A 15,019-nucleotide genomic window follows, 5' to 3' on the forward strand; every position below is an offset into this window, starting at 1 on the left:
CCGCCGCTCTCCTGACGAGACTCGATCCGGACGGAAAGATGCTCGCCTCCGCGGCGCACGACGAGCCGAGCACCATCGGCGACCGGGACGACGGCTCTCTGTAGCGTCGTCCCGGTCGCCGACTCCCGCATCGGCGATCAGTGCCCGGCGTGCGTGTGCCCTCCATCTACTGCGTGGTCATGGTGTGCGCACGATGCTGCGACCGACTCCGGGATTGCCGTCGAAGAAGCCGCTCGGCTTCAACGAGAAGCCGGTCCGGTGCACGGGCATGACGGGCCAGTCCTCCGTGCGGGTGATGTGGTGCACGCCGAACGTGTACCAGACGACGACGTCCTCCTGCTCGAGGGGACGATCCTGCGCGACGTAGCTGGGGAGCCCCTCGCCGCCCGGGCTCTGATAGGGATAGTCGCCCGCGGCGAACCGCTCCTTCTCGTCGTACTGCGTCACCCACAACTGGTGCTTCAAGAAGCCCGCCCGGGAGAGGACCGGCGCGTCGGGATGGAGGAGGTGCTGGGCGTTCTCGCCGGGCATGACTTTGTAGGAAACGGCGTCTCCGGCGACATTGACTCGCTCGGGGTTCACGATCTTCCACGCACGAGCCGCGGCGAAATCGAGGTCCCGACCCGAATTCGCTTCGCTCACGAGCGGCGTGGACACCGTCTCCCACGCGTTCCCATAGGGGTTCTCTGGGCCCAGCGGAAGCGCCCGACTGTCCACCTCGACGACTGTGTTCCGGGGTCCGTCGACGGCCATATCGAGTCGTGCGTTGAAGAAGTGCTGATGATGCGGAGCATAGAGCCCGGGGGCGATACGGGCGCCGTGCCGCGGCGTTTCCCCCTCGACGAACGCACCCATGGACATGATCCCCGTCAGCTTCACCTCGCACTCGATCGTGCCGTCCTGGTAGAGGTACCAGTAGAAGCCGTAGTCGTAGTTGGCGAGCGTCATGAACTGGGAGATCACGAGCCGCCGGGAACGCCGGACGATGCTTCGTCCGGTGCGCAGGTCGGTGTGTTTCCACATGACCCCCGCGTCCTCCTCGTGGAGGCAGATCGCGTTGGTGACGACTTCGCCGGTGCCGGAGGAGTCCGCCAGAGCGACATCGAAGTAGCGGATCTCTCCCAGGCAGTCGCATCCGAGTTCGAGACTGTTTGCATTCTTGCCGAGGCCGTCCTCGCCTCCGTCGAAGACGGCCTTACGGATCTGCGTCGGCGCTGTGTCGGCGTAGGGCACGACCATCTCGGAGATCGAGATGCGGTGGGCGATCGAACGGAGACGTCCCTGGTCCTCGTATGCGACTTGGTGCAGGACGAGACCCTCTCGGGGCGTGAAACCGACCCGGAAGCGCCACTTCTGCCAGGACACCTCGTGGCCGTTCACCGAGAAGCTCGGCCCCTCGGGCTGGGTGATCTCGAGCGGCTTCACGTCGGTGCGGGCTCCGGGGAACGTCGGGATGTTCTCGGGGTTCGCGATCTCCTCCGCCGTCCAGAACTCGGCGGGACGCTCCGGGATGGGGACGATTCCGTGATCGGTGACCTCCAGGACCTCCCTCGTGTCGAGATCGACGAGGACCGTGAGGTTGTCCACCGGGTGTGCGTACGCGTTCTCGTCCTCGGTATAGCGCACGTAGGTCAGTGGTCGGTTAAGGCGACGTCGGGGCGCGTCCTCTTCGCCGAGGTAGGCGCACGGCCACGGCTCGATCATCACGTGGTCGAAATCCGTGACTCCACGCTCGTGCATTGCCTTCTGCCACCGGGGGTCCGACCGGACGAGCTCCTCGACCGCGACGAAGTCCTCGAAGAGCAGACCGGGTTGAGCGTCGGGGATATGCTCGAGGGAGACCACCGAGGAGGAGGCCAAGGAGACGACCGCTTCGAGTGTTCGGGCGCCCTCGACGTCACGGATGACGAGGAATGCGCGCCTGTCGACGGGCCGCCCGTCCTCGAACGCGAGCAGTTCGGCCTTCGTCGGTTCCTTTCGTTCGACGCTCACGAAGCGGGCGGTCGACGGGAATCCCTCCGACCGTCGTACCACGGCGGACGCCGCCGTGATCTCGTCGGCTGTGAGTGGATCGAGCGGGTGCGACGCGGAGGGCGTGTTCATGGTCATTCCTGCTTTCGTGTTCTCGGTGGGGTCGGTGGTCGAAACGGGGACGAGGACAGGGGCACTCAATGGGGGGCCGCCAACATCGTCACGAGGGAGCACAGCATGCACACGCGCGCTGCGAGAGGGTGGCTCGAACGGTCGAGCGAGCGAGTGGACCGGAGGATTCGGAGCGCGAGAGCGACGACCACCGTGACGAGCGTCGCGGTCAGGAGTCCTCCGTCGGCGGAGGAACCGTGCGCGCCATGGGAGTCGGCGGGGACCCCGGGAGTCCCCGGCGAGATGAACGGGATGAACGCCATCACGATCAGTCCGAGCGGAACTTCGAGGGCGCCGTGCCCGGTCGCCGCGACCGCACCGGGGTTTCGCCGGAGGCGGCCGGCGAACGCGAGCCCGATCGCCATCGCGACGAGGACTACAGCCCAGACGACGGCCCGACGGGCGGTCCCGCCGAACAGCAGACCGTCGACCATCGCCGCCGACATGGCCAGAGTGGCGAGGATCGCGGCGCCGCGGCTGATCCGATCGCGCGGATCGGTGATGACCGTGATGAAGAGATCGGCGATGGCGAACGACAGGGCGAGGCCGTGCAGGATCATGCGTCGCGGGCCGTCTCACTCATGCAGGGTCGAGGCGAGAGCCGCATAGTCCTTCGGGTGGCGTGAGCGCAGGATCGACGCCCGGACGACTCCCGCGACGGCGACGACGACGATCAGACCGACGAGCACGATGCTGACCGGACCGTACGACGGATTGCCCGCCGCGTCGAATTCCCCGGTGAGGAGAGGGAAGTAGACGGCCACGATCACGATCGTCGCCACGAGCGCCGCGAGACTCAGGACCGGAGCGACGATGGTCTTCCACGCGCTCTCGGGCCCCGCATGACGGCGGAAGAAGACGATCACACTGATCGAGACGACAGCCATGAGGGCGAGGATCGACAGCGTCGCGACGCTTGGGAGCCACGCGAACATCTGGACGACGGGGTCGAGACCGAGAAGAGCGGACAGTGCGATGATGGCGATGCTCGCGGCGGTCTGCACAGCGGCGGCGCGACGGGGGGCTCCCGTTGACTCGTGCACATGGTCGAGGAATCGCGGGAGCACACGCGCCCCCGCCATCGAACGCTGGTATCGATTGAGCACGTTGTGGAAGGACAGGACCGCGGCGAAGAGACTCGTGACGAGGAGGACCTCGATGGCGATACGGCCGGCACCGCCGAGATAGCGATCCGCCGTCGCGAGGAGCATCGAGCCGGGATCGGCGGCGGCCACCTCGATGGCTTGGTCTGGTCCCCACGCCGTGACGAGCATCCACGCCGACACCACGTAGAACACCCCGACGACGAGGACAGCGAGATACGTCGCGCGGGGAATGGTCCGCGCGGGATTCCGCGCCTCCTGCCGATAGATGACCGTCGCCTCGAACCCGATGAAGGCGGACGCGGCGAAGACCAGCCCGATGGCGGGCGAACCCGAGAAGATGGCGGAAGGGGCGAACGGCTGCAGCGACGGCCCATCAGCACCCCCGGTCACGACGACCACGGTCGTGAGCACCAGCACGACGAGGAGTTCGGCGATCAACAGGATCGACAGCACCTTCGAACTGGTGTCGATGCGCTGCGAACCGAGGAGACCGGCCACGAGGAGAGCCGCGATCGAATAGACCCACCACGGAACGGCCAGACCGAGATTGCCCTCGAACGTCACGGCGAGGACGTAACCCAGGTAGGAGGCGATACCGATGGTGAGGGCCCAGTAAGCGAGGAGGGCCACGTACGAGGCAGCCACTCCGGCCGTGCGGCCGGCCCCCTGCGCGATGAGGACGAAGAATCCTCCGGAGCGCTCGACACGGGAAGCCATCGCCACGAGGCCCACGGCGAACAGGATGAACACCGCTCCGGCGGTCGCGAACATGACCGGCATTCCGATGCCATTGCCGAAGAGGAAGCCGAGAGGCACGACTCCCGCGAGGATCGACAACGGCGATGCGGCCGCCGCGACCATGAAGACGATGGTCGCCGTTCCGAGAGTGCCGGGGAGCGGCTCGGATGAGGCGCCCGCGGCCGTGCCGACATGCTGTGGTGATGGTGACATGACTCCGCCTGTTCGATCGGGTGAGGGTGGCGTCATCACTGTGGCGCGTCCCTGTTGCGGTCCCGTTTCCGCACCGAGTCGAGTCGGCCGCTCACAACAAGACGTCCACGTGAAGCGTCTCGAACGGCGATGTGCGGCGGAAACCCGTTCGACACGCCGTCGTAACGATGACGCTCTAGCGTCGCGACATGCGAGATCTCGAGACGTCGATCCGGGAATCCGTCGTCCTCGTCCGAGCGCCCGCCTCTCGTCCGCGCCTGCGGATCCTGCGCCGGTCGCCCCTCGCCGACCTCCGCCGCCGGTCAGTCGGGCCCCTCGACCTCTTCAGCCAGTCCATCTCGGCCGTCGCGCCATCGGCGGCGGGGGCGACGATCCCGGTCGCTCTCTTCGCTGTCGCCGGCGATGCGAGCACTCTTTCGCTCGCCCTGGGTTTCGTCCTCATCGCACTCGTGGTGGCGACGGTCACCCAGTACGCCCGACGAATGGTGACGAGCGGGTCGGTCTACAGCTATGCCGCGTGGGCCGGAGGAGTCCGGTCCGCGACCGCAGCCGGTGCCGCGCTCCTGGTCGGAACCCTGGGTATCACCGTCGGCGTGCTCGTCGGTGCTGCATCCGCCGCCGAAGTGCTCCTGAGGTACGCGCTTCCGTCGGTCGACACTGCGGCCTGGACGCCCGTCGTCCTCACGATCGTGGCGCTGCTCGGTATCGCGTCCTTCGCGCTCGGAGTCCGGTCCTCCACTCGTATCACCCTCGTGGTGGAACTCGTCGCCGTGCTCGTCGTCGTCGTGATCATGATCGGCCTCGTCGTGGTGAACTGGGGGGTACTGCCCCCGATCGTCCCGTCGGACACCGATCCGGCCGCGGTGGGTGCGGGAGCGGCCGTCGCTGTCGGGCTCTTCGTGGGCTATGAGACATCGGCGACCCTGGGTGCAGAATCCCGGCGACCGTTCCGGGACGTGCCGCGGTCCTTCGTGCTGTCCGTCGGGGTCGCAGCGGTCATCTTCGTCCTCAGCCTCCTCGGCCAGTACGCCGGCGCGGAGATCATCGGCGAATTCGACTCCCTCGGGGACGCGCACCCCGCCTCACCCGGCACCTCACCGGCGCTCGTGTTGGTGCTCAACGTCGGTTTCCTGCTGTCCTATCTGGCGGCGTTCATCGCGTCGCTCAACGGTGTCATCAGACTCGTCTTCACCCTCGGCCGAGACGGCCTCCTCCCCTCGCTATTCGGTCGCGTAGACAGGCGGAACAGGCTGCCGATGCTCGCAGCCGTCGCGGTCACGGCTCTCGTCTTCATCACAGCCCAGCTCTCGACCGCGATGAGCGGGGACGTCCGATCGGTCGCCAGCGCGGCCCTCTCGACGTCGGCCGTCGGCTGCGGAGTGGCGTATGCGATCGCGTGTCTCCTCCTTCCCCGCTTCCGGCGGCGGATCGGCGAACCCCTCTTCGCAGCGAGCGTCATGGCCTACGCCGTCGGTGCGCTGCTCCTCACGGTGGTCGCCTGCTTCGTCGGGTGGAACATCCAGGTCGGCGACTGGTCGATCGCCATCCCCACGGCGGGTTTCGCTGCCGTCTGGCTGTTCTTCGTCATCCGTGCACGCAGCCGCGGGATCGTCGATGTCGGCGTCTACGACCAGACGTCGATTCCAGACCTCGTCCCCGCCGACGTCGAGGCCCGATTCGGGTCGGCACCGCACGACAGCTCCGCTCGGCCCTGATATGCCTCGGGAGCGATCCGTCGCCGATGTGAACAACAATCAACCGCGCGCCATCGCCCACGCGCTCGCGGTGCTCGAGGAGATCGCCACGGCGGGCCCCGGTGTCACGGCACGTGACATCAGCGAGCGGCTGCAACTCTCGCCGGCGACCACCTATCGGATCCTCAACCTGCTCGTGAGGGAGGAGTATGTCGTCCGGCTCGGCGATCTCAGCGGGTTCGCGTTGGGCGGCCGTGTCGGCGCGCTCGCCGAAGCCCATCCGGCGGTCGGAATCACTCGAGCGGTCTCGGCTGCCATGACAGAGATCCGTAGTCGCGTCGGCATCGCCGTACATCTGTTCAGCGTGTACGGGACGCGCTTGCGACTACTCGACGAGGACGCGCGCCACCCCCTGGTCGACCGCGCTCGCAGCATCACCGATCTGAACGCATCGGCGGCGGGCCGCCTCCTCCTCGCGGAGATCGATTCGGACCCCGACGGCGACGCTCAAGACCGCGCGAGCACCCATGAGCGGCCGACGACCGTCTCACTCGATGCGAGCTCACCACGCGGCACATCGACGATCGCGGTGGGTGTTCGAGGCCCTGCCCTGCTTCTCGTCAACGTCATCATGGCGGCGGGGGGACGTGACTATGTCGCCGCTCGGCGCGAGGACATCACGAAGGAACTCCTCCGGGCGGCCGACCACCTGGCACCACTACTCAGTTGAGCGCGCCCCCGCCCGTCGTGAGACGGTCGAGGGCGCGCTCTGTCCTCAGGCAACGGTCAGTTGAAGACCATGCCTCCGTCGACGATGATCGACTGCCCGGTGATGTAGGACGAGTCCGGACCGGAGAGGAAGGCGACGACGCCTGCGACATCCGAGGGCTCGGAGAGCCGGTCGAGCGTGATCCCGTGCGTGAACTGCTGCCAGCCCCACTCCTCCGGCTGCCCGGCGGACTCGGCGGTCTTCTTCGCCAGATCCTCCATGAGCGGCGTGCGCACGATGCCGGGTGCATAGGTGTTCACCGTGATGCCGTACTGCGCGAGGTCGCGGGCGGCCGTCTGAGTGAACCCACGGACGGCGAACTTCGTCGCCGAGTAGAGCGCGATCCCGGGGTTGCCGACGTGCCCCGCCTGGGACGCGGCGCTGATGATGCGCCCGCCGTGCCCGAGTTCGCGGAATGCCTTGGTCGCCGCCTGGGTCCCCCACACCACACCGTTGAAGTTGATCGAGAAGATCTTCTCGATGCTCTGCGGCGTGATGTCCTCGATCGGCGATTGCGGCGCGATGCCGGCGTTGTTGACGATGACGTCGAAGCCGCCGAGAGCCGAAACGGTCTGGTCGACGGCCGCGAAGACGCTGTCGCGATCCGAGACGTTCACTTCGAGGGCGATCGCACCACCCTCCTTTCCGCCCAGCGCGTCGGCGACCGCCCCTGCGGTGGCCGTGTTGAGGTCGGCGATCGCGACCTTGAAGCCGTCCGCGTGGAGCCGCTCGGCGATCGCCTGGCCGATTCCCTGCCCGCCACCCGTGATGAGGGCGACCTTGCCGTTGTCTGTTCGCGTCATGTCCCCATTCTCCATTTTCTACTTGAAGACGACGACGGGCTTGACGACGCTCCCGTTGCGGGAGTCCTCGAAGCCGTCGTTGATGTGCTCGAGGTCGTATTCGCCGACGAGCTTCTCGAAGGGGAACTTGCCCTCTCGCCACAGGTCGATGAGGTGCGGGATGAAGACCTGCGGCACCGAGCTGCCCTGGACGACCGTCTTGAACGTCCATCCCTTCACGAGCGAGCTGCCGATCTCGAACGAGACCTCCGTTCCCGGCTTTGCGGCACCGACGAGAGCGAGCGTCCCGCGCACCCCGAGCGCCTCGGCGGCCGTTCGCAACTGTTCGGACCGCGCCGTCGTGTCGACGGCGAAGTCAACACCGCGCCCGTCGGTGATCGCCGTGATCTGTTCGGCGACGTCCTCGCTACGCGAGTTGATCGTGTGAGTTGCGCCGAGCTCCCGTGCCAGCTCCAAGCGGGAGTCGACGATGTCGACCGCGATGATCGTCGTGCACCCCGCGACACCAGCCGCCATGATCGCGGCAGAACCGACTGCGCCGGTTCCGAAGACGATGATCGAGCTGCCCGCGGGCGGACGCAGCTCGTTCAGCACGGTACCGGCTCCCGTGTTGAGCCCGCAGCCGAGGGGGCCAAGGTGCTCGAGGGGAACGTCGCGGTCGACCTTGATGACGCTCTCCTCGACGACGTTCGCGTAGGTGGCGAAGGCCGACTGGCCGAAGAAGTGCGAGGAGACGACCTCCCCGTCGCGACTGAGCGACGTGCTTCCGTCGCGGCGACGACCCCCGAAGTCCTCGGCGAAGAGGTTCTCGCAGTACGCCATCTCCCCTGAGCGGCACCGGCGGCAGTATCCGCAGTACGCGGCACCGAGGACGACATGGTCTCCGACCGCGACGCTCCGGACGGCACTGCCGACCTCCTCGACGACGCCAGCGCCTTCGTGACCGAGCACGGCGGGGAGCGGAGTCGGGTAGACACCGTCACGGACGATCGCGTCGGTATGACAGACGCCGACCGATACCATCCGGACGCGCACCTCATTCGCGCGGAGGTCGTCGAGCTCGAGCGTCTCGATGGAGAGAGGCTGGCCGTGCTCTCGAGCGACGGCTGCGGTGATCTGCATGGATTCTTTTTCCCTTCGCCTCCACGTCGGCGTCGGGCGTCGGCGTCATCCGCGGAGGAATCTTCCGAGGAAGTATCTTACGCCTAAAATAGATGCGAGAGGGAACAGCGAGGCCCGGAGCGCGAAACGCTCCGGGCCTCGTCGTCATCACCGGAGCGGGCGGCTCGCGGCGAAGTTCAGAAATCGCTACTCAGCAGCTCCGAAGGAGGCGATGACGGTAGCCGTGTCGGCGATGGTGGCGATGTTGAGGAGACCGAATCCGAGTGCACCCTCCTGCCATTCCGCGCTGAGGCTCGAGGTGGCGTCGGACACGATGGTGACCTCGAACCCGTGGTCGGCCGCGTCACGCACGGTGTGCTCGACGGCCATGTTCGTCCACGCACCGACGACGACGACCTTCGTGACGCCGAGATTGCGGAGCATCGTGTCGATCGCGGTGCCGTTGAAGACGCTCATGCGGTTGCGATCCAGCACGATGTCCCCGTCCTGCGGCTCGAGTTCGTCGACGATCTGCGCACCCCAAGTCCCGACGGCGAAAGACCCGCCGGCGAGCATCTGGAAGACGGGGGCATTCGCTCCACCGACGGCCCCGGGGTACACGACGATGCGGTTGTGGAAGATCTGACTTCCCGCGGAACGCGCGGCGTCTACGACAGCCTTCGCGTTCGCGATCACGTTCTGGGATTCGGCGTGCGCCGCGGCCCCACTGTCGGCAAAAGCGCCCTGGCGGTGGATCGTGTCGTTCTGCATATCGACGACGAGGATGGCCGTCGTGCGGCTCTCGGTGCTGCTCATGGTGGAGCTCCTGTTCTATACGGGTTGTGTCATCGGATCAATTAGATTCCATGGAATATTATTCCCGCGTCACAGCCGTGCGCCTCGCCGTGCGACGAAGCGCACGAGAAGGAGGAGTCGGGGGACGAGCACGTAGACCGACAGAGGCACGACGACGATGGTGAGCATGAGCGCCCGAACCGGAATCGACCACGATGGCACGAGGAGCGACTCCACCCACATGCCGAGCATGGCAAGAGGGAAGATCGACAGCCATGTGACGGCTGCGCGCACGTGGACGGAGATGAGCCCCGGCGCCGGCGGCTGGTGGTGATGGGTCTCGTCGGCCGCGAGGGCCTTGCCTTCGTGTTCCACGCACTCTCCTTCAGACGGTCACGTCCAGAGGAGTCTATTCCACGGAATGCATCTTCCTCGCGCAAGCCACTCAGTCCGCGCGGCCCCCGAAGGCCACTCGAAGCGCGTCGAGGTTCTTCGTCGTCTCTGCGAGCTCATCAGGGCTGAGCGTGTCGGTTCGTCGACCCAACTCCGCGCGAGCGGCCCTCATCCCCGCCTTCAAGGCCGCGCGCCCTTCCGCGGTCATCTCCAGCAGCGAAGACCGCCGGTCCGTCGGGTGAGGAAGACGCCGCACGAAGCCGGCCCTTTCGAGCCGATCGACGATCTTGCTTGCAGCCCCCACGGTCATCCCCGAGCCATCGGCGACGTCCTGAACACGCGCCCGATCGTCGTGCACCGCGATCTGCCGGAGGGCGCTCAGAAGACCGAGATTGACCTGCGTGGCAGCCATGACCGCCGCGTCGACGGCCGTCCACAGCGCGATCTCCGTGGCAACGAGCACATCGAAGAACTGAAGTCGGTCATCCGCGCTCGTCGCCACGGCGTAATCATATCCACGCAAGGCGGACCGACTCCCGAGATGCGGCTCGTTCATTGACATAGAAGTATCTTCCATGTAATCCTTTTGGCATGAAGACGATACTTCGCGATTACTTCTCGGCGCTCGTCACGCACGAGACGGTGCTCTGGAACACCATCGACAGGGAGATCGTCGCTCGAAGCGGCCTCAGCCTCGGTCGCCTCGAGTTCCTTCGGGCACTCTCTCGGCGACGTGAGGCCCGCGTGCAGGATCTTGCGAGCGATCTCGGCATCACCGTCGGAGCGGCGAGCAAGCTCGTCGATCGGCTGGTCGCGGACGGCCTGGTTCTCCGCTCACCTCACCCGACCGACCGTCGCAGCTCGCTCATCCGCCTGACAGCAGACGGAGAGACCTCCGTGTCGGCGAGCGAAGCCGCCTTCGACGCCGCCATCGCGGAGATACTCCCGCCCGAGAGCCGAGCGGACATCGAGAACCTGACCGCCTCCCTCGACGCTCTGACACGTGCCGTGACCAGTCGAGAGGCGGTCGGGCGATGACCGCCATGATGCGAGCCGTGCAGCTCACGGAGTTCGGTGGCCCTGAGGTTCTGCGGGTCACCGACCTCCCTCGCCCGTCGGCCCGTCCCGGCTGGGTGCTCCTCCGTGTCCACGCGTTCGGCCTCAATCGCTCGGAGCTCCACTTCCGACGCGGAATGGGCAGTTTCGGCTCCCTCCCCCGCATCCCGGGCATCGAGGCGACGGGAGAGGTCGTCGAGGCTCCCGGCGGTGAGTTCGCCGTCGGTACGAAGGCGGCCGCCGTGATGGGTGGGATGGGACGGAACTTCGACGGCGGTTATGCCGAGTTCGTCCTCGTGCCCGCGTCGACCGTCATTCCCTTCACGAGCGACCTCGACTGGGCGACGCTCGGCGCGATCCCCGAGATGCTCCAGACGGCCAATGGCTCCCTCACGGTCGTCGACCCCGCTCCGGGGTCGAGCCTGCTCATCCGCGGCGGAACGTCGTCGATCGGGCTCGCGCTCGCCGTCATCGCGAAGCGACGGGGACTCACCGTGATCTCCACGACGAGGAACGCCGCCAAGAGCGATCTCCTGCGCGACACAGGCGCTGACCACGTCGTGATCGACACCGGACTGATCGCGGACACCGTCCGCGAGATCGTGCCGGAGGGAGTGGGCGGCGCGGTCGAGCTCGTCGGAGCGACGACCCTGCGCGACACGCTACGCGCCACGGCGAAGCTCGCCACGGTGAGCTTCACGGGGATGGTCGCGGACGACTGGACGGTCGAGGACTTCTACCCCATCGACTTCATCCCGAACGGTGTGCGCCTGACCGCCTACAGCGGCGAGGCGAGCGATCTGCCCGCGGACGTCCTCCAGGAGTTCATCGACGCGGTGGCCGAGGGACACGCCCGTGTTCCCATCGGCAGGGTCTACGGACTGACCGACATCGTTCAGGCTCACCGCGACATGGAGGACGGCACCGTGTCCGGCAAGCTCGTGGTCGTGACGGACCGGTGATCGAATTCGACCGGGTCACCAAGCGGTACGCGGACGGGTCGCCGGCCGTCGCCGACGTCTCCTTCACGGTGCCGAGTCACAAGACCGTCGTCCTCGTGGGGTCCTCCGGCTCGGGAAAGACGACCCTCCTGCGCATGGTGAATCGGATGGTCGACCCGACGTCGGGACGCGTCCTCATCGACGACGTCGACGTCACGACGATGGACCCGGTGCGGCTGCGACGATCCATCGGCTACGTCCTCCAGTCGGGGGGCCTCCTGCCGCATCGCACGGTCGTCGAGAACATCGCGATCGTCCCGCGGCTCAACGGCGCAACCCGCCCGGATGCCCGTGAGCGGGCGCTCACGATGCTCGACACCGTCGGGCTCGACCGCGACCTCGCGTCACGGTTCCCCGCGCAGCTCTCCGGCGGTCAGCAACAGCGGGTCGGCGTCGCCAGAGCGCTCGCCTCCGACCCGAACATCCTCCTCATGGACGAACCGTTCGGCGCGGTCGACCCCATCGTCAGGCGCTCGTTGCAGCATGAGCTGCGGGAGTTGCAACGCACTCTCGGAAAGACGATCCTCTTCGTCACCCACGACATCGACGAGGCACTGGCCCTCGCCGACGAGATCATCATCGTCGCCGCGCACGGAGCGATCGCCCAACGCGGAACGCCGACCGAGATCCTCACGCGTCCGGCCAACGCGTTCGTCGCGGAGTTCGTCGGTGTCGACCGTCCGGAACGTCGGCTGCGGCTCGCCGACGCCGCAGGAGTCGAGGTCGTAACGGACGCCTCCGGCCGTCCCATCGGAACACTCGAACGATGAAGTGGCTCAACCAGAACGTCGGCTCCCTCCTCGAGCTGACGGTGGCGCACCTCGCGCTCGCGGTCCCCGCCATCCTCCTGAGCCTCGTGATCGCCGTCCCGATCGGCTGGACTGCGCAACGCCTGAGATGGGCACGCGATCCGGCACTCGCGCTCGTTGGCGTGCTCTACGCGATCCCCTCCCTTCCCCTCTTCGTGCTGGTTCCGGTCGTCCTCGGCATCGGCATCCGCTCGAGCGCCAACGCGATCATCGTCCTCACCGTCTATGCCACGGCGATCATGGTGCGCTCCGCTGCGGACGCCTTTTCGTCCGTCCCTCTCGAGGCGCGCATGTCCGCGACGGCCATCGGCTACTCGACGTGGCACCGCTTCTGGTCGGTCGACCTCCCCCTCGCGATTCCCGTGATGCTCGCGGGGCTCCGGGTCGTGGTCGTGAGCACCGTGAGTCTCGTCACCGTGGGTTCCGTCATCGGCATCCCGAGTCTCGGCACGCTGTTCACCGACGGATTCCAGCGCGGGATCGTCGCAGAGGTGGCTGCCGGGTTGATCGTCACGGTCCTCATCGCCCTCGTCCTCGACGGAATCTGCATCCTCGCGGGGCGAGCGCTCACGCCCTGGGCACGAGCGGCGGAGGCTCGCTGATGGAACTCCTCCTCCAGGCCTTCTCCTGGCTGCTGACGCCCGAGTCGTGGACCCAGCAGGGCGGGGCACTGCAGCGCCTATTCGAACATCTCGGCGTGACCATCGGGGTGGTCGCCCTGTCCGCCGGGATCGCGCTTCCTCTCGGCGTGATGATCGGGCACACCCGCCGCTGGACCACCGCCGTCGCCCTCCTCGCCGGAGCCGCCCGCGCGATCCCCACGCTCGGCCTCTTGACCCTCCTCGGTCTCGCCCTCGGGATCGGGCTCGGAGCACCCGTACTCGCGCTCCTCGTGCTCGCGGCACCACCTCTCCTCGCCGGCGCCTACGCCGGCGTGCAGGCCGTCGATCCGGAGGCCGTCGACGGCGCTCGCTCCGTCGGGATGTCCGAGGCAGAGATCATCCGATCCGTCGAGCTGCCGCTGGCCCTTCCGGTGATCGTCGGCGGCATCCGGTCGGCCACGCTACAGGTCGTCGCCACGGCGACATTGGCCGCCTACACGTCCGACACAGGCCTCGGGCGCTACATCTTCTCCGGGTTGAAGAGCCGCGACTATCCCGAGCTCATCGCCGGGTCGCTCCTCGTGATCGCGCTCGCCCTCCTGCTCGACGGATCGTTCGCGCTCCTGATGAAGAGCCGCTCCAGAGCCCCTCGATCCGACCGCCAGACCACGACCATCCCCCTCGAAAGGAACCCATCATGACCCCTCGCACCCGGAGGTTCAGCCTCGTGTCCCTCGCGGCCGTCGCCGCTGTGACCCTCAGCGCTTGCGCGAGCACCGGCGATCTCGACGGCGGCGACTCCGGTGACGACGCGATCGTCGTCGGCTCGCAGGATTACTACTCGAACGAGATCATCGCCGAGATCTACGCGCAAGCGCTCGAGCAGGGCGGATACACGGTCGAGCGCGACCTCCGGATCGGCCAGCGCGAGGTCTACGTCGAGGAGATCGAGAACGGCTCGATCGACCTCTTCCCCGAGTACACCGGTCCGCTCCTGCAGTACTGGGTGCCGGACACCACGGCCCGGCTCGAGGACGACGTCTTCACGGCCCTCACCGAGGCGGCCCCGGACGGGCTCCGCGTGCTGGAGCAGTCAGCCGCCACCGACCAGGACGCGTACGTCGTGACGCGTGAGTTCGCGGATCGGTACGACCTCGCCACGATCGACGACCTGGCGAAGGTCACCGAGCCGCTCACGCTCGGTGGGAACTCGGAGGGAGAGGACCGGCCCAACGGCCCGAAGGGACTCGCCGCCACCTACGGGGTCGACGTGTCCTTCACCCCCATCGAGGACGGCGGAGGCCCCCTCACCGTGAAGGCGCTGCAGGATGGGGACATCCAACTCGCCATCATCTACACGGCGGACCCGTCCATCGAGAAGAACGACCTCGTGGCCCTCGAGGACACGAAGGGGCTCTTCCTCGCCTCGCATGTCGTGCCGATCGCAAGCGACGCGATCGACGACGGCGCTGAGGAGATCATCGACGCCGTGAGTGCGGCCCTGACTCCGGAGGGTCTCGTCGCCCTCAACACCGAGAGCGTCGACGACGAGGCCCCGGCCGCGTCCATCGCGGAGCGGTGGCTCGAGGACAATCCGCTGTCATGAACTCGGATGGGGCGGACGACGTGTCCGCCCCATCCGCTCTGGCTCTGGCTCTGGCTCTGGCCCCGTCCGCTCTGGCTCTGGCTCTGGCTCTGGCTCTGGCGCCAAAACCTAGCGATCACTATGTTTTAAAACGGACCGACGCTCGCGAGTGCGAGTGCTCCGTCACCTGTTCAGCGACGAGGAGGAACACG

At 67.2% G+C, this 15,019-nt stretch carries 16 protein-coding genes; 8 read left to right on the forward strand and 8 right to left on the reverse strand.

All coding sequences use genetic code 11. The annotated features are described in order from the left end of the window. Nucleotides 1–177 precede the first annotated feature (177 nt). The 3 genes from ELQ92_RS11535 to ELQ92_RS11545 form a co-directional block, all read right to left on the reverse strand. A complete protein-coding gene (locus tag ELQ92_RS11535; protein ID WP_208004352.1) occupies nucleotides 178–2,103 on the reverse strand; it encodes a primary-amine oxidase in 1,926 nt (641 codons plus the stop codon). 65 nt (nucleotides 2,104–2,168) lie between these two features. Then, the gene (locus ELQ92_RS11540; protein ID WP_128494798.1) at nucleotides 2,169–2,702 is read right to left on the reverse strand and encodes a hypothetical protein; all 534 of its coding nucleotides are present in this window, start codon (nucleotides 2,700–2,702) and stop codon (nucleotides 2,169–2,171) included. Between the two features lie 15 nt (nucleotides 2,703–2,717). Further along, nucleotides 2,718–4,199: an APC family permease gene (locus ELQ92_RS11545; RefSeq protein WP_166408927.1), complete on the reverse strand. Its 1,482-nt coding sequence runs from the start codon at nucleotides 4,197–4,199 to the stop codon at nucleotides 2,718–2,720. Nucleotides 4,200–4,387: 188 nt separating this feature from the next. Between ELQ92_RS11545 and ELQ92_RS11550 the strand changes: the two genes are divergently transcribed. Together ELQ92_RS11550 and ELQ92_RS11555 are read left to right on the forward strand one after the other, a co-directional pair. Next, the gene (locus tag ELQ92_RS11550; RefSeq protein ID WP_208004354.1) at nucleotides 4,388–5,914 is read left to right on the forward strand and encodes an APC family permease; all 1,527 of its coding nucleotides are present in this window, start codon (nucleotides 4,388–4,390) and stop codon (nucleotides 5,912–5,914) included. A gap of 28 nt (nucleotides 5,915–5,942) precedes the next feature. Next, on the forward strand, nucleotides 5,943–6,623 hold the full coding sequence (locus ELQ92_RS11555; RefSeq protein ID WP_208004356.1) for a helix-turn-helix domain-containing protein: 681 nt from the start codon (nucleotides 5,943–5,945) through the stop codon (nucleotides 6,621–6,623). Between the two features lie 56 nt (nucleotides 6,624–6,679). Here ELQ92_RS11555 and ELQ92_RS11560 read toward each other — a convergent pair whose 3' ends face one another. The 5 genes from ELQ92_RS11560 to ELQ92_RS11580 form a co-directional block, all read right to left on the reverse strand. Continuing rightward, a complete protein-coding gene (locus tag ELQ92_RS11560) occupies nucleotides 6,680–7,465 on the reverse strand; it encodes a (S)-acetoin forming diacetyl reductase (protein ID WP_128494802.1) in 786 nt (261 codons plus the stop codon). 18 nt (nucleotides 7,466–7,483) lie between these two features. Then, nucleotides 7,484–8,587: an NAD(P)-dependent alcohol dehydrogenase gene (locus ELQ92_RS11565; protein WP_128499157.1), complete on the reverse strand. Its 1,104-nt coding sequence runs from the start codon at nucleotides 8,585–8,587 to the stop codon at nucleotides 7,484–7,486. A 186-nt stretch (nucleotides 8,588–8,773) separates the two neighbouring features. Beyond that, the gene (locus ELQ92_RS11570) at nucleotides 8,774–9,382 is read right to left on the reverse strand and encodes a cysteine hydrolase family protein (protein WP_128499159.1); all 609 of its coding nucleotides are present in this window, start codon (nucleotides 9,380–9,382) and stop codon (nucleotides 8,774–8,776) included. A gap of 69 nt (nucleotides 9,383–9,451) precedes the next feature. Beyond that, a complete protein-coding gene (locus ELQ92_RS11575; protein ID WP_128494805.1) occupies nucleotides 9,452–9,736 on the reverse strand; it encodes a putative antibiotic biosynthesis monooxygenase in 285 nt (94 codons plus the stop codon). A gap of 70 nt (nucleotides 9,737–9,806) precedes the next feature. After that, on the reverse strand, nucleotides 9,807–10,256 hold the full coding sequence (locus ELQ92_RS11580; protein ID WP_208004358.1) for a MarR family winged helix-turn-helix transcriptional regulator: 450 nt from the start codon (nucleotides 10,254–10,256) through the stop codon (nucleotides 9,807–9,809). Nucleotides 10,257–10,345: 89 nt separating this feature from the next. On the opposite strand from ELQ92_RS11580, the gene ELQ92_RS11585 reads away from it, so the two are divergent. From ELQ92_RS11585 to ELQ92_RS11610, 6 genes are read left to right on the forward strand one after another with little or no spacing between them, the layout of a single operon-like run. Beyond that, complete coding sequence (locus ELQ92_RS11585; RefSeq protein ID WP_128499161.1) at nucleotides 10,346–10,792, forward strand: MarR family winged helix-turn-helix transcriptional regulator; 447 nt, start codon at nucleotides 10,346–10,348, stop codon at nucleotides 10,790–10,792. Beyond that, entirely contained in the window at nucleotides 10,789–11,772 is a 984-nt protein-coding gene (locus ELQ92_RS11590) for a zinc-binding dehydrogenase (protein ID WP_128499163.1), read from the forward strand. Before ELQ92_RS11585 ends, ELQ92_RS11590 begins: the two co-directional genes overlap by 4 nt. Continuing rightward, nucleotides 11,769–12,581, forward strand: coding sequence for an ABC transporter ATP-binding protein (locus tag ELQ92_RS11595; protein ID WP_128499165.1), 813 nt, complete (start codon nucleotides 11,769–11,771; stop codon nucleotides 12,579–12,581). The genes ELQ92_RS11590 and ELQ92_RS11595 overlap by 4 nt, the downstream gene beginning before the upstream one ends. Then, nucleotides 12,578–13,222 carry an ABC transporter permease gene (locus tag ELQ92_RS11600; RefSeq protein ID WP_128499167.1) on the forward strand — a complete coding sequence of 215 codons (645 nt, stop codon included), beginning with the start codon at nucleotides 12,578–12,580 and terminating at the stop codon, nucleotides 13,220–13,222. The genes ELQ92_RS11595 and ELQ92_RS11600 overlap by 4 nt, the downstream gene beginning before the upstream one ends. After that, on the forward strand, nucleotides 13,222–13,923 hold the full coding sequence (locus tag ELQ92_RS11605) for an ABC transporter permease (protein WP_128499169.1): 702 nt from the start codon (nucleotides 13,222–13,224) through the stop codon (nucleotides 13,921–13,923). Before ELQ92_RS11600 ends, ELQ92_RS11605 begins: the two co-directional genes overlap by 1 nt. Continuing rightward, nucleotides 13,920–14,828, forward strand: a complete 909-nt coding sequence (locus ELQ92_RS11610; RefSeq protein WP_128499171.1) for an ABC transporter substrate-binding protein — start codon at nucleotides 13,920–13,922, stop codon at nucleotides 14,826–14,828. Before ELQ92_RS11605 ends, ELQ92_RS11610 begins: the two co-directional genes overlap by 4 nt. Nucleotides 14,829–15,019 lie beyond the last annotated feature (191 nt).

It is taken from the genome of Labedella populi (genome assembly GCF_004078655.1).
Classification (GTDB): domain Bacteria; phylum Actinomycetota; class Actinomycetes; order Actinomycetales; family Microbacteriaceae; genus Labedella; species Labedella populi.